Below are 20,756 nucleotides of genomic sequence, written 5' to 3'. Positions count from 1 at the left end.
CGCAACGGAAACAAGTCAGAGGCAGGCCGCCTGAAAATCTCGCGGCAGGCTCTTTGCAGGATACTGGCAAAGGGCCACGGTCGTTCGTCCGCATCACTCGCTTCTCCTGCGCCGTCCACTCGATGGAAGCTAACCGTTCCTAGCAGGCGCAGGCGGGTCTGGCGTCACTGAGTCATTGGACGTGCCACTGTCGCGCCCCGAGGAGTATTTCCTCCCGCTCGAGTAGGAGTGACGGGCGGCGGTGCACTCGTCAATTTCCACAACGAACCTGGTTGTACCTGGTCGATGGCGTCAATTACGGTGACCGCCGGAGTGAACAATTGTCGCGCGTAGCAGGTGCTGCGAAGCATGAGCGATGTGGCGGGATGACGGAGCGGCAATAGCGCGACAAACGGACCGGTTGCGCACTCTCGCGTCGATGTGCGCTAAGGCGCAGGATTTCGTCGTGAGCAATGCTACGACGCACGGATTTTGTCTGCGACTCGGACGCACCTTGAGCGCGATGTGCGCCCGCCTTGGTAGCCGACCCGACAGACGTCAACCGGTTGACGCCGTTATCCGAGAAAGGCGCAGGAAAAAGGTAGCTTTTGAATCGATCAAGAGTGTCGGGAACATGGAGCGGTTCCATTCACTAATCGAAAAGCGCGAAGGCCCCGAGCCGGGGTCCCGTACCACAGATTTAGCGCTGCGCCGGACCAAAAGCTACGTGATCTTATGTTGCTTTTCGGGTTAAGACCGTGAGCCGGCTCGTCCGAGCGTTGGTTCGTGGAATCGATTTCCGCTTACCGGCATCGAGGGTGGCCCGTATTACCAGGACCGTTCCGGTTAAAAGGTCTATCAAAATTGTCATCATAGTGAACTGTCATTGTCCTGAGCAGCGCTACGATCGTCTTTGCTGACGCGGCCGGACACTCGGGGCGCGGAGCCAAAACACGAACGGGATTGAAAGGAGAGTTCACGATGACCAAACGATGTCCTACGTGCGGACGTATGCGCCTGGATTTCTTCATGCCGACTCAGGCAATCCTCGGATATCCGAACCGGTTCGCGAAGAAGCCCGCAGTCGCGGATCACCGCCGGAAATATATCGACTCCTCGCGGAGACTGCATGAAGTACTCGCGCCTTTGCTTGGCGAACGCTACTCGTTGCACGAGGAGCTGACCGTCCTGACTTCGGATGGTCTCGCGGGCCATAGCGTTCGGGCCGACTGTTTAGCAGTTACCGATATCGGCGTATTCGTCGTCAGCCGTATCGAATGGGCGGGAAAGGTGACACAGAGCCTTGAAGAGGACAAGCTGTACGTTCAGTCCGCACCAGGGATGACGGGGATCTATCCGTGTCCCCTTCGGTACACCGCACCCGCCGTTCACTTTCTCGGTGCCTTGCTGGATGGATTTAACTGCCCGATTGAAAACATCGCTGTGTTCGAAGACGATACATGCGAGTTCGGAACGGGTTTGCCGACCTCATACCTCAAGCTGGGCGAATTGCATCATTTCTTCCGGGTAAGGCGCGAACAGGTGTATCGCAAGATAGCACCTCGCATCAACGTCGACGCAATAGACGAGCGACTACGCATTGGTTGTAAATTGATTGCGGGACCCAGGCCGAGCCAGCTCGACCACGTTTGACATCCGCCTCGCCCTCAGCGGCTGGCGCAATAGACGCGGATGGGGGCGGATTTCTCCAGCGTGACGGTCATGTCCGACCGCGAGAATGTTTCAGGCAGTAGCAGGCTAGAAGGCTTAAGCTGGAATGACGAAGATTTGGTATAGCTTTAAGGCCAACGAATACAAGCGGAAACGGACGGGATCTCGATTTGTTACATGGTTTACATGGAATCGACCAGTCACGTCATTGATTTAAAGCGAGAAATCACATACTTGCCCGTTAGCCGGCTAACGGTCTTAAGCCGAAATGAAGGGGATTTTTGGGTAGGGAAGGTCTGAATAACCCGTTTTTTGCGTTGGACTTCTAACCGAACACCTAGAGTGAAGATCGCGTCGTCATTCACACGTTGGCAAGTCGCTACCAGTCGCATCTTTGCTGGCCAGCGCTGCGCTCATGCGGTGCATTTTCTTCCTTCGTTGCACCGCTTCACATCATCTTGCGCGCCATCCAGAGATTGGCCAGCGCAAACTGCGTTTCGATGTGCGCTGTGTTCTTGGCCAGTCCCCGATATCGCGCCTTCAGATATCCAAACTGGCATTTCAGTACGCGAAACGGGTGCTCCACCTTCGCTCGCACGCCCGCCTTGAGCCGCTCGATCTTGTTGTAGATCCGGTCCAGCCGCTTTTTCTTGTCCAGCTTGTTTCGCTTGCCCGGTCTCATCGCGACGTACCACTGGACCGAACCCGTTTCGCCTCGCTTCTCAATGCCCACATAGCCCGCATCGGCAAACGCAACCTTCTCTTTGCCATGCAACAGTTCATGCGCCACCGTGATGTCATGAACGTTCGCCGGCGTGCACTTCACGGTGTGCACCAGTCCCGACTCCACATCGACTCCGATATGTGCCTTCATGCCGAAGTACCAGCTGCCGCCTTTTTGCGTCTGACGCATCTCCGGGTCTCGCGTGCCGGGCTTCTTCGTCGAATTGGGTGCCGGAATCAACGTCGCATCGACCGCTGAGCCCGCCTTGAGCATCAGGCCTTTCGCCTGCAGGATCTCGTTGACCGTCGCCAGCATTCTGGTTGACAGTTCATGGGCCTCAAGCAGGTGGCGGAATCGTAGGATCGTGCTTTCGTCTGGCAGCCGCGTCATGCCTGTGTCCAGCAGCGCGAATTCCCGATACAACGGGATGTCGTGTAGCGCCTCCTCCATGGCCGGGTCCGAGAGACTGAACCACTGCTGCAGGAAGTGAATGCGCAGCATCGTCTGGATGGGAAACGGAGGGCGCCCAGTCTTGCCTTTGGGATAGTGTGGCTCGATGAGAGCGATCAGTTTCTGCCACGGCACCACGCGAGTCATCTCGTCGAGAAACTCGCGTTTGCGGGTACGCTTCGTTGACAGATCCAGACCAAGACCAAGCTGTGTCATCACACCACTCCTTTAACTATCCTGCTTCCAGGATAGTCGACCCTCGCGGCAATGCCAGGGCCTTTTGCAGAGATTCCGTAGCTTTTAGGCCACTGAATACAAGCGGAAACGGATAGGATCTCAGGTTGTTACATGGTTTGCATGGAATCGCCCGATCACGATGTCTCATTTTTTGCGTCAGACGGCTGACGAAAATTGCGGCAACATCGCGTCATCATGTTAAGCCTTTCGAAATGGGACGCGTCAGCACTTCTCGGTGCGCTAGATTCTGCGCCCCCACTCAGGCGACTGATTTTGGAAAAACCTTTGAAAATAGATCCGCACACGTTACGTCAGCAAGAAGCCCTCGCGCAGTACAACAAGCTTCGCCAGCGGAAGACGTCGATCATCATATTGGGTCGACTCTGCGCTTCCTTCTTGACCGGGCAAATTTGGCAATCGCAGTCGGAAATGGCCTTAGCATTGGGCGTTTCGAAACCGCACGTTACTCGGATGCTGCATGCCGCGAAGATTCCAGACGAAGTTATTCATACTTTTGGCGACGTATATCGAATTTCTTTCGCAATCGCGGAAAAACTCGTGAAGCTTGAAAAGCGAACCGGACGTCGGCGTTTGAGAGATTCCGCGGCTATCCTTGGCGCGCGTCCTGACCTCGATGTGCGCACGATACTTGCGGCTCTTGCCACCGGCTTGCCGGTGCCGACCGATAGAACGGTCGTGAGACTCACACGCCACAACGAAGAAAATTACATCAGGCTGTATTCGCCGCAGTTGAGCCGCATTTCTTCGGATGTCCCACGCCTTGAGAAGGCGATCAACGCCGTCCTGGGTGCAGTGTTGCAATTGATTTGAGTCGCAGGGAAGTTGGATCTTCCTCGCTGTTAACCAGCTGACGCTCTGATTAAAATCATTGAAGCTGGGCTCATACGGGTGTTCACCGACATTACGAATGCCAGCAGTCATCCGTGCCCTCTTGGGATAGGCAGTAGGGGGTGGGGCCGGTTGCAGTGGGTTCTATCGCACGCAGCTACCGTATGATGCCTGATGTCTTTGAGGGCCGACCTGACGTTTGATGTGCGCCCAAAATGCTCGCGATCGAACGAGAGCTATGCACCCGAAAGCTGCGTGCGCACGCGACTATCATCGGCGACCTGGCGCACGAATATGCGTCCAGTAACTGTCGCACGAGTTCAACAATAACGTCCCGCTTGGGGGAGGCGTCTCGTGTACGCATCAACAGGCGATGGAAAAGCGAGACTACTCACCACCGTCTTCGATCCTCATGGGTCTCTGCTCCGCTATTGCCGTCAAACGGAAAGCGTTGAACAACGCCGGGAGCAAAATCGCCACGGAGCAGGAGACACGATAGTTCAACCGTTCGTGCAGGCGCTGGGCCCTCCCTCGGACGGTTAGGGCGAGCGGTTGTGCTGCGACGTCGCCTCCTGACAGAGCGCCAAAAGATGCATGAGCGGCCTCCATCAATGTTCCATCTCTCCGCATTCTCCGTTAATCCCTGACAGGCTGGCCTCGATCGGCTTGTCAATGTTGAGCGGCGGGACAAGGGCGGACGCGACAACCTTACTCCGGTTGCCGTCCAATACGGCTGGAAAGTCGGTCTGCATTCCATTACCGCCCAGTCTGCCCACGTTGCGGCAGACTGGGCGCCTGTTCTTCGCTGTCCCCGATTTGAAGACTGCGTTCGCGCTGATAGGCACTGAACTCGTTCGTTGATCAGCCTGTGCCGCAGTGGGCACCGGACTACGGCGAGCGTGCTGCCAAGCATGCGCCGCTCTGCCCGCCGCAGCTTCCTTGACTTTCGCGTGGCGTGGGCATGATGAATTAACGAAAGTTACTTCAGCGTGCCATGCAATGTATAACGCGGCTTCACTGCCATGTGGTCAAAAGAAAACCAGCTATCGCGTTCATCGCGCTGGCCTGGTTCCTCTCGCGCACCTCGCAACGAACGGGTTTTGCAACCCAATGCTGGGACGTCGCTGCCCCGTCAGGGGGCGCGCAATGAAGCCCAGGTCATCAGCGATTCCGGTAAGCGAGGCGCCAAAATCACCGGCGGCATTAGCTGACCCCGAACTGGCGCATCTTGAAGCGGTATACGCCATCTCAGCAATACGGACATCCTTGATACCGGCTTTAGTCTCGGTGTGTCCTACTGGCTTACCAGGATTGCCGAGATCGAGCAAAGATTCTATTTGGTCCCGCTGCAGATCCGACGGCTCGCGCTGCTGCGAAAGATACTCACGGATCTTGGATGAATGGGACGTTGGAGCCGGGCCGGCGCTCAGTGCGTCCACGCGAATCAGGATAACGAACCTCTGGGTAGTAGTCACCCATGGCTTCGGAGGTTCCATCACGAATTGAATGATGTTGAAATGCAGTTAGGCCCCTCCGTTCTGACTGAAGTCACTAAAGCGTCACTGCATTCGGGAGCAATGCTACGAGCCCCGAAAAGCCGGAACTGTCGATTGCGACGATGATGAATAACGTGCGTAGGGGAATTGAGAAAGATGGGAGTCTATGCCGTCGGCTAGTTGTGGCGCAGCGGCGTGCATGGCTCACCACGACACGGCATCGCCTTCTGACAAGACCCCGAGCTTTCACCGTTGTGGTACGCTTTCTGCAATCTAGGCATCCGATGAGCGGAGATCAATCATGAATCTCGGTTTGTTCGTCCTATCTCTCCTAGCGCCGATTCTGGGTTACGGTGCTTACATGAGCAGTCGCGGTCGCAAGCGCGAACGACAGCGACGGCGGCGTATCTTGCGCTGATCGTCCAATTCAATTGCATAGCCCGTTTTCTGTTTTTGTAGAGGGGAACATCGTCGGCATGCTTCCTTTTCTGAGCCATGCACGAAGAGGCGGTAATGGGCCGCCAGCAGGCTTATGCCGGGCCTGACTTCAAGACGAGGTTCGATCGAGAGTTTCGTGCTAACTTGTATGCAAGGAGCGACTCCGAGCGAGGAGAACGAGCAATGGATATCAGCATTCTGGCGTTCGGCGCCGCAGTCGTCATGTGTGGACTTGGCGCGCTGATGGAGCACAATGCAAACAAGGTCAAGCGTCAGCGACGTCTTCCGCGCAGTTCACGTTAAGCTTCCACGAAACGGAGAATCGTATGGGCTTCAGTTTCTTTGCGCTTGGCGTGGCTGTCGCTTTGTCTGTACTCGGTCTGGTCATGGACCGAAACGGCCGAAAGGCTGACCGCGCTCGTCGGCGCATGTCATAGCGCCGGTGTAGGGTTAAGGACGGACAACAATCGAAGCAAGGCTGCGTCTTTCGGGCGCGGCCTTTTTCATTTTTTGAAATCCTGTGTCGCACCTTTTGGTCTGAAGCGTCACTTGACGGCAACGTTGATTGACATTGCCCGACGTCTATCGCGTCGCATGACCGTGCGGGCTGGTGGCTTCACAGAAAAAGCCACGCCAGTCTCCCTGCCGCGGGCGCTTCACCGGTGCCTGCGGACCACCAGCCAGCGCGGCACCTTGAATCGCACGATGCTCACGTAGAGCCAAACATACGTCGCTGCAAACACAATCACGAAGCAGAACAGATGCAGCGTATGCCGCCAGAACAGCGTCGCGGGAACCACGGCGATCAGGCAGAGCAGCCACAGATACGGCGAGGTCAGCGAATTGCGTCGCGTCAGCTCTCGCGCCGTGCGTGCACCAACCGCCCAGCGCATCAGCCGCTTGTAGACGAGCATGTGCAGATGAACGCCGTCGGGAATCCCGGGCGAGATGCCGCGGATGAACTTCTTCCGGTAGATCGAGAAGCAGGTCTCGAAGATTGGGTACATGAACAGCAGTACGGGGTACCACGCCGACACGTCGCGGTTGCGCATCACGAGCATGATCGACAGTTCGCCGAGCATGAAGCCGATAAAGTAGGCGCCGCCGTCGCCGAGAAAGATCAGACCCGCCGGGAAGTTCCAGATGAAGAAGCCCATCACCGCGCCCATCATGATCAGCGATGCCGACAGCACAATGGGGTCGTGCACCTGGAATGCGACATACGCGAGCGACGCGAACATCATGAAGGCGACCATCGACGCGAGCCCGTTGAAGCCGTCGATGATATTGATTGCATTGGCGAGCGCCGCGACGGCCAGCACGGTCACCGCGCAGGAAATGGCCGCGTAGGAGAGCAGAAAATCGAGCGGCGGCACGCTAATGCGTGTGACGGCGATTCCCAGCACGAAGTAAGCGAGCGCTGCGGCGACCATCGTGCAGATCAGCCGGGCGAGGGGCGATACCTTCTTCGTCAGGTCTTCGACCAGTCCCGAAGCGAAAGCCGGAAGACCGCAGGCGACAATGCCGAGAATGCCCGCCGAAACGGCCGGATACGCGCCATACAGCTGGATCGCCGAAACGACCAGCCCGACCAGAATCCCCGTTCCGCCGATGCGCGGCACCGGCCGCGCGTGGAATTTCTGCACGCCGGCCAGATCGGTGTCCGCAAACGTTTCATGCAGATGCGCATATCGCACGATCACGAGCGTGATCAGTAGTGAAACCAGGAAACCGAGCGCGAAACTGAGCATGAAAGTGGGGGCCGGAAAAGCAAACGGTGGATTATACAAATGAAACGCAGCGGGCACGGACGGGTTGACTGCGCGGCGGCAGGCGGCGCAGTTTTCGCTCATAATGCGCAGGATATTCAAGCCGTCCGTTCGAAGATGCGTATTTCCCTTCTTGCATGCCTGAGCGCGGCGCTATTCGCGCTGCCGCTGGTATCCATCGCAGTCCCCTCATCGGTTCCCGTATCGATGACGGGTAGCGCCGACAGCGGCGACACAGTCGAGCTTCGCTTCGACAGTCCTCCTTCGAAGACTGCCACGCTTCTGATAAAGGGCGACAGGACAGGATCCGCTCCAAAAACCGTTCCCTGTACATACGAACTCGAACCCATCCAGAAGGGCGCGCTCGAGAGCCCGGTCGTCAAGATCACGTTCAACGACAAACAGACTATGACGATCGCTTGCGATCCACTGTCGGACAACTGTCACGCTGACGGCTACCCGATGGTCGGCGGCACCAGCTTCTCCGTCCTCTGGCACATCACGCGAGCTGACGTGCAGTCCGCCCATAAAAAAACTCGGCTCCCACAGTAGTCGCGCGAGCAGACCGCGTCTGCGGGAGCTACGCGCAAGCTCACCATCCCACATGCTACGTCATGGATTCCCCCTATTCGGCGTTTGTCCCGCGGTGCCGATAGCCATCGATGGGGCTGCCATCCCGGGTGGCCGACAGCACGTCACGGACACTCATGCTCAAGAACATCACCATCCGGCAAGGACTGACGCTCGTCATCGGCATCTTCGCGGCCTTTCTCCTGATCGTGATCGGCGTCGGTTGGGGCGCGCTGAAATTCACCAACGATGGCCTGCAGAACGTGCAGCAGTCGTCGGCGGCGATGAACGCGTTGACGTCGAGCTCGGAAAAACTCCTGCAGGTGCGTCTGTCGCTCGGCAGCTACGAGACGCTCTTCAGCGTCGGCAAGGACACGGACGGGCTGCTCGCCGCCGCACACAAGCTGCTCGAGTCGTCGAACGAGGATTTCCGCGTCTACATGGCCGGACCGTTCGGCAGCGATGAAGAGGGCAAGCTCGCGCAAACCGTTGCGCAGGCGCGCGCTGCACTCGTCGATCAGGCGATCGAGCCGGAGCACAAGGCGCTCGTCGACAACGACTTCAACACGTTCCGCACGATCCAGGGCGAGACGGCAGACCGCTTTTACGGCGTCTACGCAAAGGCGATCGACGCGCTCAAGCGCGCGCAGGCCGACAACCGGCAGCGCGAGGCCGGCCAGTTGAGCCGGCGCTTCAACATCTCGACGGGCCTGTTCATCGCGATCGGCGTGGCCGCCGTCGTAGTCGGCGCGCTGGCCCGCGCGGGGCTGTCGTCCGCTGTTGTGAAGCCGGTGAATCAGACGATCCGCCACTTTCGGAGCATGGCCGAAGGCGACCTGACGACATCCGTCAAGGTGCGCTCGCGCAACGAGATGGGCCAGTTGCTGCAGGCGCTTTCGCAGATGCGCGACGGCCTTGTCGACACGGTGTCGAAAGTGCGCGGCAGCACACATTCGATCACGCTCGGCGCGAACGAAATCGCCGCCGGTAACGCGGATCTGTCGAGCCGTACCGAACAGCAGGCAGCCGCGCTTCAGGAGACGGCGGCGAGCATGGAAGAACTGTCGGCGACCGTCAAGCAGAACACCGACAACGCGAAGCTTGCGAGCCGTCTTGCGCAAGGCGCGCTGGACACGGTCGTGCGCGGCAGCGATGTGGTTGCGCGCGTGACGCAGACGATGGACGGCATCACCGCGTCGTCGCGCAAGGTCGGGGAGATCATCGGCATCATCGAAGGCATCGCGTTTCAGACCAACATCCTCGCGCTGAACGCGGCCGTCGAGGCGGCGCGGGCGGGCGAGCAGGGGCGCGGCTTTGCCGTCGTCGCTTCTGAAGTGCGCGCGCTCGCGCAGCGTTCGGGCGCGGCGGCGAAGGAAATCCGCGAGCTGATCGGCGATTCGACAGCACAGGTCGCGCAGGGCGCAACGCTCGTTGCCGACGCGCGCAAGACGATGCAGGAAGCGATGACCTCCGTCGAGCGGGTAACGGGCATCATGTCGGAGATCGAAGGCGCCGCGCATGAACAGAGCGACGGCATCGAGCAGATCAACAAGGCGATCGGCCAGATCGACGAGGTGACACAGCAGAACGCGGCGCTCGTCGAGCAGGCCGCGGCCGCCGCGAAAACGCTCGAAGCGCAGGCCGTCGTTCTGCGCGAGGCGGTGGCCGTGTTCCGATTGGAGGACACACGGGTTGCAGTTGATGCCGGATAGGCATCGAGCGGAAGAAGCCATGTGCTCAGAAGATGCGGCCAACCATGCTACAGAAGAGGCGACAGGTTCACGCTGAATTGGATAGTGAATGGGTCGGTATATGATGCTATGGAAGGATACGCAGTCGCTTTAGGTCCCCCAAAGGACGCACAAACTCGTGGCCCGCAAAGACACACGGGGATCGCTTGCTTGGCTGCCACGCAGGCCACCGGCGGGGGCGTCGATGAACGGTCTCTTCGGACCGCTACCATCGCGGCAGCAGGCAACCGACCTATCGAGATTCATGCTGCGCTGGAACTCGGTAGGTCGCAAGGATTTGACTCCCCTCAAAAGATGGTTTGCCATTGGCACGTGGGGGGCAATCGTATCGGTTTTGAACTGACGAGTGCTCAGCGTCCAGGTGCAAGTGTGATGAGTGGCGCGATGGGCGGATGAACGCCCCCCGGTGCAGGATCACGAGGAGGTTGAGGAGAACGCGTGGGTACGGTTTCCTCCGTCCGCATCGACGACCACAGTAACGCCGGTTGCCGCCTACCGGATAGAAGTTCGGTATGCGCTTCCCGACGATCAAAACATCGATACCGTAGGATTGCATCAGGCACAGCGAAGCCTCCGTCGGTGGAGGGACAGCGTGCAGAGAGGGGCTGCCGGTCACCAAGCTTGGTCGAAGATCGGGGTGAACGGTTTGGCTCATTAGGTGACTCCGAACATTTCATCTGAACGCCTGACGGACGATTTGCGTCGGCAAGAACCCGCGCAAAGATCAGGCTGGCCGCAACACCAAATTCATGCGGCGAGCGTGCGGGCCAGATCGCGCACTGTGTGATTGAAGGCAGTTGCCCCATTGCAATTGACCGGGACCACATCAGTCCGGGTTGCAGGTCTTCACACACCCACGCAATCACCTCATGGATCTTTTATGAAGCCCTCAATTTTCCGGTGCGCCTTGGCCGACGTAGTTGCCATTACCCGCACTGACGATTTGCCGAACCCGCCGGTGCAGTCCTCGCCGAGATTCAGTACCGTTTATTCCTCGCCTATCACAGGCCCGGTCGGCGTGCGTGTTGGTTGAATCTACGCAAGCTAGCGCGTTTTGTAACGGAGCCATATCGCTAAAAGTGACGAGCGGCACGTCGAGAAAAAGATGTCGAAAGAAGCGGGCGCTCTGTGCTCTTCCACAGTTTCTGGCGTCATTCACAAAAGGCCACACATGAAATTCAGTGGGTTCGTCGCCAACAATCGCGAGATCGTATGCCTCAGCAACGGGAACGCGAAACTCCTGATTCCCATGGAAGTTCCTTTAGCGGCGCTCGAACACTTCAGACGTCGCCTGCGGGACCGGGTTAGGCGCCCTCTCGCGTGGAAGCGCCGCGATTCGTGTGAGGCGCTTCGGGAACTGACAAGGCATCGACAAAGGCGCCAGCCTGTTGAACGTCACATCCCTGTGCGTGCTCCGCAGTTCCGTCATCGCAGTGTGCACGGCCTTGTTCGCCGTCGGGGCATCACGGAATGGACGCTTCGCATGTGATGACTGGGTCAGAATTCGGTGGAAGTCAACAATTTCGCCCTCATCGTCGAGGGGCTCAGGTAGTGTGAATACACTCTAGAGTAGCGAAATTGTCGGCGGCGCTGCCCAGCTCCTTTTCCCGCGTCGGCGTCGACCTCGAGGCGGAACCGGTGGAGTTGACGAGCGCGATCAGCATTGCGACAGTTGCGGGTCCATCACCAGACGGCAGACAGGGGGCATGAGCCGTCCGAACTGCTGACGTTGGTCTTTGGTGGACGATTTCTGCATTTTCGCAGGTCTTGCTCATGGGTCGTCCCTGTCCCGTCGCACGAGACAATGCACGGAACGTTCTGGGTCATCGCCGACTACTGCGTGGGCGAGGGACCGTCAGGGAAAACACCCCCTCATCGGGCGATGCCCGCACGGCATTTGAAGAAGTAGACTCCGCGAAAAGCCATTTACGAGTGAACCCATGTCGTCAATGCATGAAAAGCGTCCGGTCGTGCACCGCCTGACGGTTTACGCCTTAGCAGCACTCACAGTCCAGCTGCTGGCCTTGGTGGTATGGATCGTCCGTTTCTACATCCAGCAAGACCACTCATCCCCGATGGTTGGCTTCGACTTCGCGATTTTCTGGTCTGCGGCAAGGGTGGCCATGGAGCACGGGGCCGCCTCGGTCTTCTCACCCCAGTGGATGCTGCCGACGGAGCTCGCGTTGGGGCTTGACGACTACTCGCTATGGCCGTACCCGCCGACATTCCTGCTGGCCGTCTTGCCATTAGGACGGCTGCCCTTTGGGGTTGCGCTAGTTCTCTACTCCGTGCTCGGTTTGCTGGTCTATTGCGCCGTGCTGGCCCGCTTCTGTCGCAGACTCGACCGTGCATATCTGCCTCTGCTGCTGGCGTTCCCTGGTGTCGCCATTGCCATCGGACTTGGGCAAAACTCCTTGTTCACGATTGCGGCTGCCGGGGCTGCGCTGGCAATGATCGAAGTTGAGGCCGGTCTGGCAGGGGTATGCATCGCCATGCTCGCTATCAAGCCGCAATTGGGCGTTCTGTTCCCCCTGGCACTCGTTTGCGGGAGGCAATGGAAGGTGATCGGCGTTTCCTCACTGTGCACCCTCGCCTTCGCCGGGGCGAGCGTGTTGGTGCTCGGACAGGATTCATGGCATGCATTTGTCACGTTTCTACCCAAATTCAGCCGGATGGCGGTGGAGCAGGGTGGCAGGATGATGTGGCCAGGCATGCCAACCATCTTCGCGCTTGGCCGAAGCATTGGCTTGTCCGTCAATGCCTCTTACATGTTGCACGGCGTTGTTGCAGTGCCAGCGGCCTTTGCGATGGCTTTCCTGTGGGCGCAGCGCGCCAGATTCGAACTGCGGGCGGCCTCGCTCATTGTCGCCACGTTGCTGATGCAGCCTTACATCATGTTCTACGATCTGGCGTGGCTTATCTTGCCGATTGTCCTGCTCATGCGCGACGACAGGATGTCGGCGCTGGGGCGCATTGAATGGGTTGTCGTCGCCGCAGCATGGATCGCGCCTGCACAAGCACTCCTCTGCGCGTATCTTCATCGGTACTTCAACGTTGTCCCCGCTGTGATGATTGCATTGCTTGTCATCGTGGTGCGGCGGCATGTGGCGACGACAGCAGTTGTGCCGGCTTACCAGTCGTAGCAGCGCGCGAGCCCAGGCGTTTCGGAAACCATGCCTGACCCGCACCGCGTTAGCCAGTACGCAGATTTTTTGCAAGCTGGTTGCTGCCTGAGTGTGCCCTTGCGGGTACGCGTGCCGCGCGTCCGGATGAAAGTCCACGGGGAGCCATCCACGGGCGGCGAACGAAGGCCAAAGACGACCGATATGCCGAAGGATGAATTGCTTAACTTGCACACTGCTCGCCAAGCTCGCGCTGTATGCGCGACATATCACAAAGCGGCTCAGGAATCATCGGGTACGTTGCGCGGCGCAGTGGTGCTCGACAGATTGCAGGCGACGAATACGAGTTCCGAAGTGGCGCTTATGACGGTGCACGCGGACACATCGCGCGAACAACCGTCGCACCGACCAAACTAAAGAAGTTTGTTATCGAAGAACGTCATTGACATACCACAACCGTTGTCATCTGGCGGAGTCGAGACCGACAATGGATTGCCTGCAGTCAACGCCGCAGTCCACGCTTCGAGGTGCGCGAACGAAACAAATGTGTCGTCGCCCCTGACATTGGCCACAGCGACAAAGCGTCAAGATAACTGACGAGCATGACGATGACCGACGGCGAGAGCGGTGCACGCTGCGGTGCGAACTGGAATCAGGTGTAGCTTTCGCTACAGGCTTCTGCCACTGCAACGGGATATGCCGCTTCGGCGGTCCTGCTGCGCATGACGATGACCGCGAGAAGCGCCAGCATGACGACGGGCATGACGTTGCCCGCCGGCCATCGAGTCGGCAGGAAGAACACTATCGGCGAGAGCCATGCAACGATCACCACAGCCAACTCAGGCGGTCGCCATCCGTGGCGCGCGCCGTCCTGCCATAGGAGCAGGAGCGGAAGTCCCATCCATATGAAGTCATAGGACAACAGGTACGGCTGACACAGCATGCTCGCGATCACCAGTGCCGCTGCGCGTAGATTGTCTCGCGCATGCCGAATCCACAAGATAGACATGCTGGTCACGGCGATCGCCGCCACGGCACCGTGAATCACGCACGCAATGCCTACGCTCAAACCCATGCGATGCGCCGCCCCGAACACCGTGGGCATACCGGTAGGCCAATACGGTATCCTTTCGACGATATATTCCCTGAAGACCGATGCTGTGTCGAAGAACCTCACATATACGTCGACGCCCAGCACCGCGCCTGCCGCGAGGCAAAGCAAGGATGCCGTGTACGCTGCGGCCGCGAGCGTACGCCACCGTCGGCCGACTACCAGTGCGATCGGGATCAAAACACCGAGTTGTGGCTTGATGACAAGTAGCCCGAAGCACACTCCCGCCAGTCGGGGCCGGCGATCCAGCAAGGCCAGACCGAGCGCCATCAGTCCAGCCGTCAGGAATGAATTTTGTCCGGCCACGCTTGCGATCCAGACTGGCGGGAACGCAGCCGCTGCAAGCCAGAACGCAGAGGGCAGTTTGTTTCGGACCAGTTGGGTGCAGGCAAACGCTGCAAAGAGCAGTCCAGCTAGTACAAATGCGAGATAGGAGAACAGGAAGGACGCGTATGCGAACGGCCAAACAACGAGCAGGAAGGTCGGCGGATACGCCCATGGCGTGCGGCTGTCGGCGAAAGTCAGCCCTTGCAGCGGCCGCGCGAGTTGCTCGATCTGCACCCAGTCGAAAGCGCTCGCCGCCTCACCGTGAATCGTCAGATATGACGCGCTCCAGAACACCGCAAAGTCCCAGCCTGGATTCGCGATATGGGTGTTGTGCAGCGAATAACGGCCGTACAAATGGATGAATGGCAAGCTGAGATCGATCAGCAGCAAGACGCAGGAATAGAAGACCACTCTATCCCTTGTCAGCCAGCGGCCACAAGTGCGCAGTTCAGGTCCGGGCGATGTCACCATCGGTATGCCTCTAGTCTGCAATCGAAGTTTCTATAGCGAAGGCGAATAGGCATAAGCACATGCCTACCTCCTGGATCTATCATTGCTCATCTCGGCACGCGCGTTCCGAGCGTATCGCTATTGCGAAGCTTTCTCTGCTTTCAATACGACGAGCAGCGACACACCGCAAGGCAGCGCGCCACGGGAAATCCAGTGGCGCTCCGCACTGAAAATCCGGTATAGCGACTCATTCAACGCACTGCTGGGAACCGCATTACCAGTCGATCTGTTGCGTCGAAGCTGCCGGTCCATCATTCGTACGGCGATGAGGAGCGGAAGCAGCAGCGCGTTGAAGTATGTGATGCTTTCGACGCGATATCCCGCGGCTTTGACGGACGCGATCAGCGACTTGCGGCTATAGCGCCTGTGGTGATGGAGAAACACATCGTGCGCGCTCCACAGCCATTGATAGGCGGGCACTGTCGCGACGACCGTGCCGCCGGGCGCGAGGATATCGCGCATGCGGGCAAGCGAGCCGACATCATCGGCAATATGTTCGAGACTATCGAAAAAGCAGATAAGATCGAAGCGCTCGCGATCGAAAGGCAGGTCGTCCGGACAACGACCTGCGCGAACGTCGAAGCGTCCGCCCGTCTTCTTAGCGGCGAGGTCGCGCGCGGTTTTGTCCATTTCGACGCCGCTCACGCAGCCGAACTCGGTCAGCATATCGAAGTTACCGCCCGTGCCTGAGCCGATTTCGAGCACGCGCGTGCAAGCGCGGGGCGGCAACGTGAGCCGGCGCAGCACCGTACGCACCACGTCGCGTCGACCGCGAAACCACCAGTGTTGCGCTTCGGTTTCCGCCATTTCCAGGTACGCTTCGGGGGACATGATTCGTGCCTCCACGTCTCAACGGCCAGCGACTCTGACGCGCGGCGCAGTACGCCTGCGGGCCGTCTCAGGTGGCAAGGTGTCCCATAGGCGCGCGTTGCCGCGCTCGACGGGCAGTGGGCTGATCTCGGTCTTGGTCTGGTAGCGGCGCCGCACCAGATAAACCGGCCGGCCCTTCGATTCGTGATAGATGCGGCCGATATACTCGCCCACCACACCGATGCCAATCAATTCGATACCGCCCATGAAAAGTACGACCGCGAGCAGCGACGCGTAGCCGGGTACCGGGTTACCGAACCATAGCGTGCGAACGATGATGAACCCGGCGTAGGCAAAGGCTAGCGTAGCGATCGCAAGTCCGATGTAGGTCCAGCTTCGAAGCGGTACCGTACTAAAGCTGGTGATGCCTTCGAGCGCGAAGTTCCACAACCGCCATCCGGAGAACTTCGATTTCCCGGCGCTGCGTGGCTCTCGCTGATATTCGACGATCACCGTTCGATAGCCAACCCAGGCGAATAGCCCTTTCATGAAGCGATGGCGTTCGGGTAAGCTGCGCAACGCGTTGACGACCTGGCGGTCCATCAACCGGAAGTCCCCGACATTTTCAGGCAGTTTCACCTCCGAAAGCGCATTGTGGACCCGATAGTAGATGGCAGCCGCGGTGCGTTTTGCAAATGTGTCGCACGCGCGGTTGGATCGTTTGGCCGCGACCACCTCGGCGCCGTTGCGCCAGTGTTCAACCATCACGGGAATCAGGCTGGGCGGATCTTGCAGGTCGGCATCGAGCGGAATGACGGCGTCGCCGAACGCCTCGTCGATGCCGGCCGTCAGCGCGGCTTCCTTGCCAAAATTGCGTGTGAGGTCAATCACGCGGACCCGCGTGTCCTGATCGCGCGCGGCAATCAGTTTGTCGAGCGTGCCGTCGGCGCTGCCGTCGTTGACACATACGATCTCGAAGCGCGCGTCTTCAATCGACTCGAGTACGGGGCTGACCTCCGCAAAAAACCGTTCGACGGCGTCGCGTTCATTGTAAAAAGGCACGACTAGCGATATCAACGGCCCGTTTCCTGATGTGCTCATGATGTTTCCCCGTGTATTTGGTCACGTTGTTCGAATAAAGTGAGGTGTACGATTCTTCTCATTGGTTGACGTCGCGCTGGATGACAGGCGCACTGCGCCGTTCAAGCGCAATTCGGCGCGTCACCATCGCCAGGGTCCCCGCGGATACTAACGGCAATAGCTGAAGTGAAAGATGGACCATCACGAACAGGCCCGCCAGCGGCGCCAGCCATAACACCACCATCCATTCCCGCTCCCAGCGCTGCCAGCCGCGATGGGTGGCAAACCGGCAATACCATGCGATGACCACGCCGTACCAGGCGAGGTCATAGTCATACAGATACGGACTCACGAGCAGGCTGGCGCAGACCAGTGCAGCGGCACGCAACGGGTACGAGCAGTCGTCGCGCCACGCATAGACAACAGCTGCGGCAGCAAGCAAGGCACTGATGCCTTGGGATGCGGCGGCGAGTGATGTCGGTGCATGCGCAAGCTTGAACAACGCGAACACGGTGGGTATGCGACCCAGCCCCATCACGGCGTGTCCCGACTCGACAATACCCGCAGCCGCGACGGTGTTATGCAGGAACGCTGTATATGTTTGTGTGCCGAACACAAGTGCGGCCAGCACGAGGGTCATGGCTGCAGTAAGTGCGAATGCGACCAGGGCGCGCCACGAACGGGAGCACAGCAAGGCGAGAGGGAACAGCAATACCAGGTGCGGCTTCATGCACAGCAAGCCAAAACATAAGCCTGCGACAAGCGGACGGCGGGGAAGCGCCAATAGTCCGAAAGCGGCAAGTGCAGCGGTCAGCAAGCCGTTTTGCCCCACCATGATGACGAGCGCAGCGCCCGGAAACGCAAGCGCGATCAGAACCGTGTCCCTGCCCGGCATAATCTTGTGGACGGCATGGACGAACAGCGCGAGCGATCCTCCCGCGAATGCCACTGCCGCCGCCTTGTAAGGCAGTAGCGATAGCGGGGCCACAAACAGCAAGGTATTGGGAGGATAAAGCCACGGCAAAATGCCGCCTATCGTGCTGGAGTACGGCACGGTGTTGAATTCGACCACACTCAACGCATGCAGGTTATAGGCGTCGGGCGCATGCCCATGCATCGCGAGGAAAGACGCGCTCCAGATCGGCAGGAAATCCATCGCAAGCGGGCCAACGTCAGCGCGCTGCAACCACACGGCCCGATACACATAAATCACAAGGAATATCAGGTAACAGGTTAGTGCCACCATTGGATAAAGGCGTAGCCGCGTAGCGTTGATCCAGTGTGGCCGTCGCGCCGCCTGAGCAACAGGCAGCTCGAGACTTATCGGCCTGCCTCTCGCGGATGGCTTGTGCGAAAAGATCGAGTTCATGCGTTCAGCTCTGAGGTGATCCGCACTCGCTGCAGGATGATCAGCAGCGTCAGCAGCAGGATGATGGGGCCGACTTGCGGTAACACCGCCAGGCGGTTGAAGAATTCGTAGGCCGGCAAAAGCCATGCGAGTACGATGACCAGTTGTTCGCCACGCAGCCATCGCTTTTCAAGGCCGATCGAAGTCAGGCATGCAAGCGCTACGCCCAGCCATGCCAGCTCGTAATGCCACACATAAGGATTGACGAGCAACGTCGCGACACAGAACGTTGCGCCGCGCACGCGAACGTCGCGCGCGTTCTTCCATACGCGATACGCGGCGACCGTGGCGAGCAACGCGACACAGGCCTGGGCTGCGTATGCAAAATCGAGCGGTATCCCGTTGACACGCAACGCGGCAAGCGTAGTAGGTGAGGCGAGCCAGTAGTGCATGCTGTGGTCCATCAGCGTTTCTCGCGCTATGCGTGAGTTGATCAGAAAAGCATGCAACGACTGCGTGCCGTAAATGAGCGTGCTGAGTCCACAGAACAGCGGCGCACAAATTGCCGCCACCACGAATGGGCGCCACGCCCGTGCGGCGATCAGCAGGACGGGAAACAGCAACGCCATTTGCGGCTTGATGGCAAGTAATCCGATACACAAGCCCGCGCGCACCGGATTCCTGTCGATCCAGTAGATGGCGAGTGCGGCCAGTGCCGCCGTCAGGAGCGAGTTCTGGCCGAAAATCGCGGGCACGAATACGCACGGGCTAGCCGCGACGAGCAGCCAGCTCAGACGTGATCCATGGAGGACGCGATTCAGTCCGGACAGGCGCAGTGCACCCAAGGTAAAGGCGAATACGCTGGCGCCAACAAACAGAAAATAAGTGGCGACAAGGGGTAGCAAAGCGAACGGCACAACGAGCAGCAGAAACGTAGGCGGATAGAGCCATGGCGTAAAGCTATCATGCCCCGCCTTGCCGAAGAGTGTCTGCTGAAGGTGCTCGAACGACAACTGGTCGTATATCTGTGATGCCGGGATACCATGTAGCACGGCATACGACGCTGACCAGAAGATCTCGAAATCAAACCCAGGTCTGGTAAATCCCGAATCGGTGAAGCCGTGACTTGCCCGCGCCCACACGGCCAGAAAGATCACATACAGCACGATCATCGTGCCGCTATAAAGGACTAGCCGGTCAACAGTCAGCCAATCGCGAGCGCGGTTTTCGCCGCGACGCTCGCGCCGGATTGGAAAGTGCATACAACCCCCGTGTTGCGTGGTAGCCGGATGTGGTCCCGTGGGGCATCCGGTCAATTTGCTTCTTCTTTATTTCGATTCCTAACGTTTCGCATGAAACGTCATCCTTGGCGCAGTGTCCGTGCGCTACCGGCCATTTCATTGTTGGAAGAAACGGGCATCACTTCAACTTAGCGTTTTCCTTGAGGCCGCTGGACGGCGCTTTCAATGCCCGGAAAGCGGCAAATTCCTGGATTTTTACGCTCGCCCAAGCGGCCGTGTTGCAGGACTGAAACAATTTGCGGTGGTGCGACTGGCGACCCGTACTCTTCCCGGAACGGACATGGGAGGAGGGCTGACGTCAATCAATTCCACCGCTTTGTTCGTTGCAGTACCGCCTCGGCCTGGCACTGGAAGAGGCGAGAAACGTCTGACGAGAGATCGGAACATGTAACGTGGTTGTTACATTTTTAGGTGATTTGGCTCGGCACTTTTTTCCAGTCTGGTCGAGCAATTTTAACTAGGGTAAATCCTTGGAGAATCAGCGCAAGGCCCGCCAGATGGGCATTCCGAGGCGGATCTAAGATCCGATGAAAGCCGGACGAATGTAACGAGAGTGTTACATTCCGCGGAAAACCGGTCGGACAAGCTTATGGCCACCCTGGCCCGGAGCCCCGTCTTTCCTGCATTTCCCGATCGCTGGCCCACCTCTTGCGATATGAGTTGCGCGGAAGCCGACGACGTGACCAGGACGATTCGAAGCCAGAGAGCGAACAAATGAATCGCAACGGTGCAGCCCTCGGGGACATTTCTTCCTGCTCGATGTTGCTCACATAAGAGCGCACCGAACATGGACGGAACGGTGGGTAGTCGTCGGCTTACACGCACACACCGGCAATGCCGGATTTCAAGATGTATGTAGATGTCGGGGGAGCTATGAAACTCGAAACAGAACAGCGGAATGACCGCTACGATAACTACGACAGTGGCCGGGAACGCGCGTACAGGACGCCTCAACGGCGGATAGGGACGGCGCGCGCGCCAACACTATGGCTAAGGCGTGCTCTCGATGTGTCAGAGATCACGCATACCTCACACATCTTTCACCAGTCAGACTCACTGACCGCTCCTCGCGAGCAACTGTACGCTTGTGCGCTGATGCCGGTCCTGCACACCTAGAGCTGCATCTTCGTTTTCTCTGTAGTAACTGTAGTACCCATCCACCCGAAGCCATCCAGGTTAAGGGATTTTACTTAGGTATCCGAAAAGGAGTGTG

The 20,756-nt window shown here is 58.7% G+C and carries 12 protein-coding genes; 5 read left to right on the top strand and 7 right to left on the bottom strand.

The genetic code is table 11. The features are described 5' to 3' along the window. Positions 1 to 990 precede the first annotated feature (990 nt). The gene (locus SB822_RS36035) at positions 991 to 1,632 is read left to right on the top strand and encodes a hypothetical protein (protein WP_410856783.1); all 642 of its coding nucleotides are present in this window, start codon (positions 991 to 993) and stop codon (positions 1,630 to 1,632) included. Positions 1,633 to 2,098: 466 nt separating this feature from the next. Here the strand turns inward: SB822_RS36035 and SB822_RS36030 are convergent, their stop codons facing one another. Then, positions 2,099 to 3,040, bottom strand: coding sequence for an IS5 family transposase (locus SB822_RS36030; protein WP_094296768.1), 942 nt, complete (start codon positions 3,038 to 3,040; stop codon positions 2,099 to 2,101). A gap of 294 nt (positions 3,041 to 3,334) precedes the next feature. Here SB822_RS36030 and SB822_RS36025 point away from each other — a divergent pair, with 294 nt between their 5' ends. Next, positions 3,335 to 3,892 carry a hypothetical protein gene (locus SB822_RS36025; protein WP_410856782.1) on the top strand — a complete coding sequence of 186 codons (558 nt, stop codon included), beginning with the start codon at positions 3,335 to 3,337 and terminating at the stop codon, positions 3,890 to 3,892. Between the two features lie 2,608 nt (positions 3,893 to 6,500). Here SB822_RS36025 and SB822_RS36020 read toward each other — a convergent pair. Then, positions 6,501 to 7,595, bottom strand: coding sequence for an MraY family glycosyltransferase (locus SB822_RS36020; RefSeq protein ID WP_090836332.1), 1,095 nt, complete (start codon positions 7,593 to 7,595; stop codon positions 6,501 to 6,503). 39 nt (positions 7,596 to 7,634) lie between these two features. On the opposite strand from SB822_RS36020, the gene SB822_RS36015 reads away from it, so the two are divergent. The 3 genes from SB822_RS36015 to SB822_RS36005 all read left to right on the top strand — a co-directional run bounded on the left by SB822_RS36015 (position 7,635) and on the right by SB822_RS36005 (position 13,077). Then, the gene (locus SB822_RS36015) at positions 7,635 to 8,165 is read left to right on the top strand and encodes a hypothetical protein (RefSeq protein WP_410856781.1); all 531 of its coding nucleotides are present in this window, start codon (positions 7,635 to 7,637) and stop codon (positions 8,163 to 8,165) included. Positions 8,166 to 8,320: 155 nt separating this feature from the next. Beyond that, positions 8,321 to 9,895 (top strand): methyl-accepting chemotaxis protein, encoded by a 1,575-nt coding sequence (locus SB822_RS36010; RefSeq protein ID WP_410856780.1) that lies wholly within the window; start codon positions 8,321 to 8,323, stop codon positions 9,893 to 9,895. A gap of 1,979 nt (positions 9,896 to 11,874) precedes the next feature. After that, positions 11,875 to 13,077, top strand: coding sequence for a glycosyltransferase family 87 protein (locus tag SB822_RS36005; protein ID WP_410856779.1), 1,203 nt, complete (start codon positions 11,875 to 11,877; stop codon positions 13,075 to 13,077). A gap of 631 nt (positions 13,078 to 13,708) precedes the next feature. Here SB822_RS36005 and SB822_RS36000 read toward each other — a convergent pair. The 5 genes from SB822_RS36000 to SB822_RS35980 all read right to left on the bottom strand — a co-directional run bounded on the left by SB822_RS36000 (position 13,709) and on the right by SB822_RS35980 (position 19,504). Further along, on the bottom strand, positions 13,709 to 14,965 hold the full coding sequence (locus SB822_RS36000) for a glycosyltransferase family 87 protein (RefSeq protein WP_410856778.1): 1,257 nt from the start codon (positions 14,963 to 14,965) through the stop codon (positions 13,709 to 13,711). 117 nt (positions 14,966 to 15,082) lie between these two features. After that, entirely contained in the window at positions 15,083 to 15,835 is a 753-nt protein-coding gene (locus SB822_RS35995) for a class I SAM-dependent methyltransferase (protein ID WP_410856777.1), read from the bottom strand. 18 nt (positions 15,836 to 15,853) lie between these two features. Further along, the gene (locus SB822_RS35990) at positions 15,854 to 16,915 is read right to left on the bottom strand and encodes a glycosyltransferase (RefSeq protein ID WP_410856776.1); all 1,062 of its coding nucleotides are present in this window, start codon (positions 16,913 to 16,915) and stop codon (positions 15,854 to 15,856) included. A gap of 58 nt (positions 16,916 to 16,973) precedes the next feature. Beyond that, positions 16,974 to 18,263 carry a glycosyltransferase family 87 protein gene (locus SB822_RS35985; protein WP_410856775.1) on the bottom strand — a complete coding sequence of 430 codons (1,290 nt, stop codon included), beginning with the start codon at positions 18,261 to 18,263 and terminating at the stop codon, positions 16,974 to 16,976. Beyond that, a complete protein-coding gene (locus tag SB822_RS35980) occupies positions 18,260 to 19,504 on the bottom strand; it encodes a glycosyltransferase family 87 protein (RefSeq protein WP_410856774.1) in 1,245 nt (414 codons plus the stop codon). Before SB822_RS35980 ends, SB822_RS35985 begins: the two co-directional genes overlap by 4 nt. Positions 19,505 to 20,756: the final 1,252 nt, after the last annotated feature.

Origin of the sequence: Paraburkholderia sp. SIMBA_054 (assembly GCF_046534875.1) — a bacterium.
GTDB lineage: Bacteria > Pseudomonadota > Gammaproteobacteria > Burkholderiales > Burkholderiaceae > Paraburkholderia > Paraburkholderia hospita.
This window is presented reverse-complemented; position numbering and strand designations above follow the sequence as displayed.

Bases quoted from the DNA above. Each gene is read 5' to 3' on its own strand.
- SB822_RS36035 (WP_410856783.1), top strand. From the start codon at position 991: ATGCGCCTGGATTTCTTCATGCCGACTCAGGCAATCCTCGGATATCCG.
- SB822_RS36030 (WP_094296768.1), bottom strand. From the start codon at position 3,040: ATGACACAGCTTGGTCTTGGTCTGGATCTGTCAACGAAGCGTACCCGC.
- SB822_RS36020 (WP_090836332.1), bottom strand. From the start codon at position 7,595: ATGCTCAGTTTCGCGCTCGGTTTCCTGGTTTCACTACTGATCACGCTC.
- SB822_RS36015 (WP_410856781.1), top strand. From the start codon at position 7,635: ATGAAACGCAGCGGGCACGGACGGGTTGACTGCGCGGCGGCAGGCGGC.
- SB822_RS36010 (WP_410856780.1), top strand. From the start codon at position 8,321: ATGCTCAAGAACATCACCATCCGGCAAGGACTGACGCTCGTCATCGGC.
- SB822_RS36005 (WP_410856779.1), top strand. From the start codon at position 11,875: ATGTCGTCAATGCATGAAAAGCGTCCGGTCGTGCACCGCCTGACGGTT.
- SB822_RS36000 (WP_410856778.1), bottom strand. From the start codon at position 14,965: ATGGTGACATCGCCCGGACCTGAACTGCGCACTTGTGGCCGCTGGCTG.
- SB822_RS35995 (WP_410856777.1), bottom strand. From the start codon at position 15,835: ATGTCCCCCGAAGCGTACCTGGAAATGGCGGAAACCGAAGCGCAACAC.
- SB822_RS35990 (WP_410856776.1), bottom strand. From the start codon at position 16,915: ATGAGCACATCAGGAAACGGGCCGTTGATATCGCTAGTCGTGCCTTTT.
- SB822_RS35985 (WP_410856775.1), bottom strand. From the start codon at position 18,263: ATGAACTCGATCTTTTCGCACAAGCCATCCGCGAGAGGCAGGCCGATA.
- SB822_RS35980 (WP_410856774.1), bottom strand. From the start codon at position 19,504: ATGCACTTTCCAATCCGGCGCGAGCGTCGCGGCGAAAACCGCGCTCGC.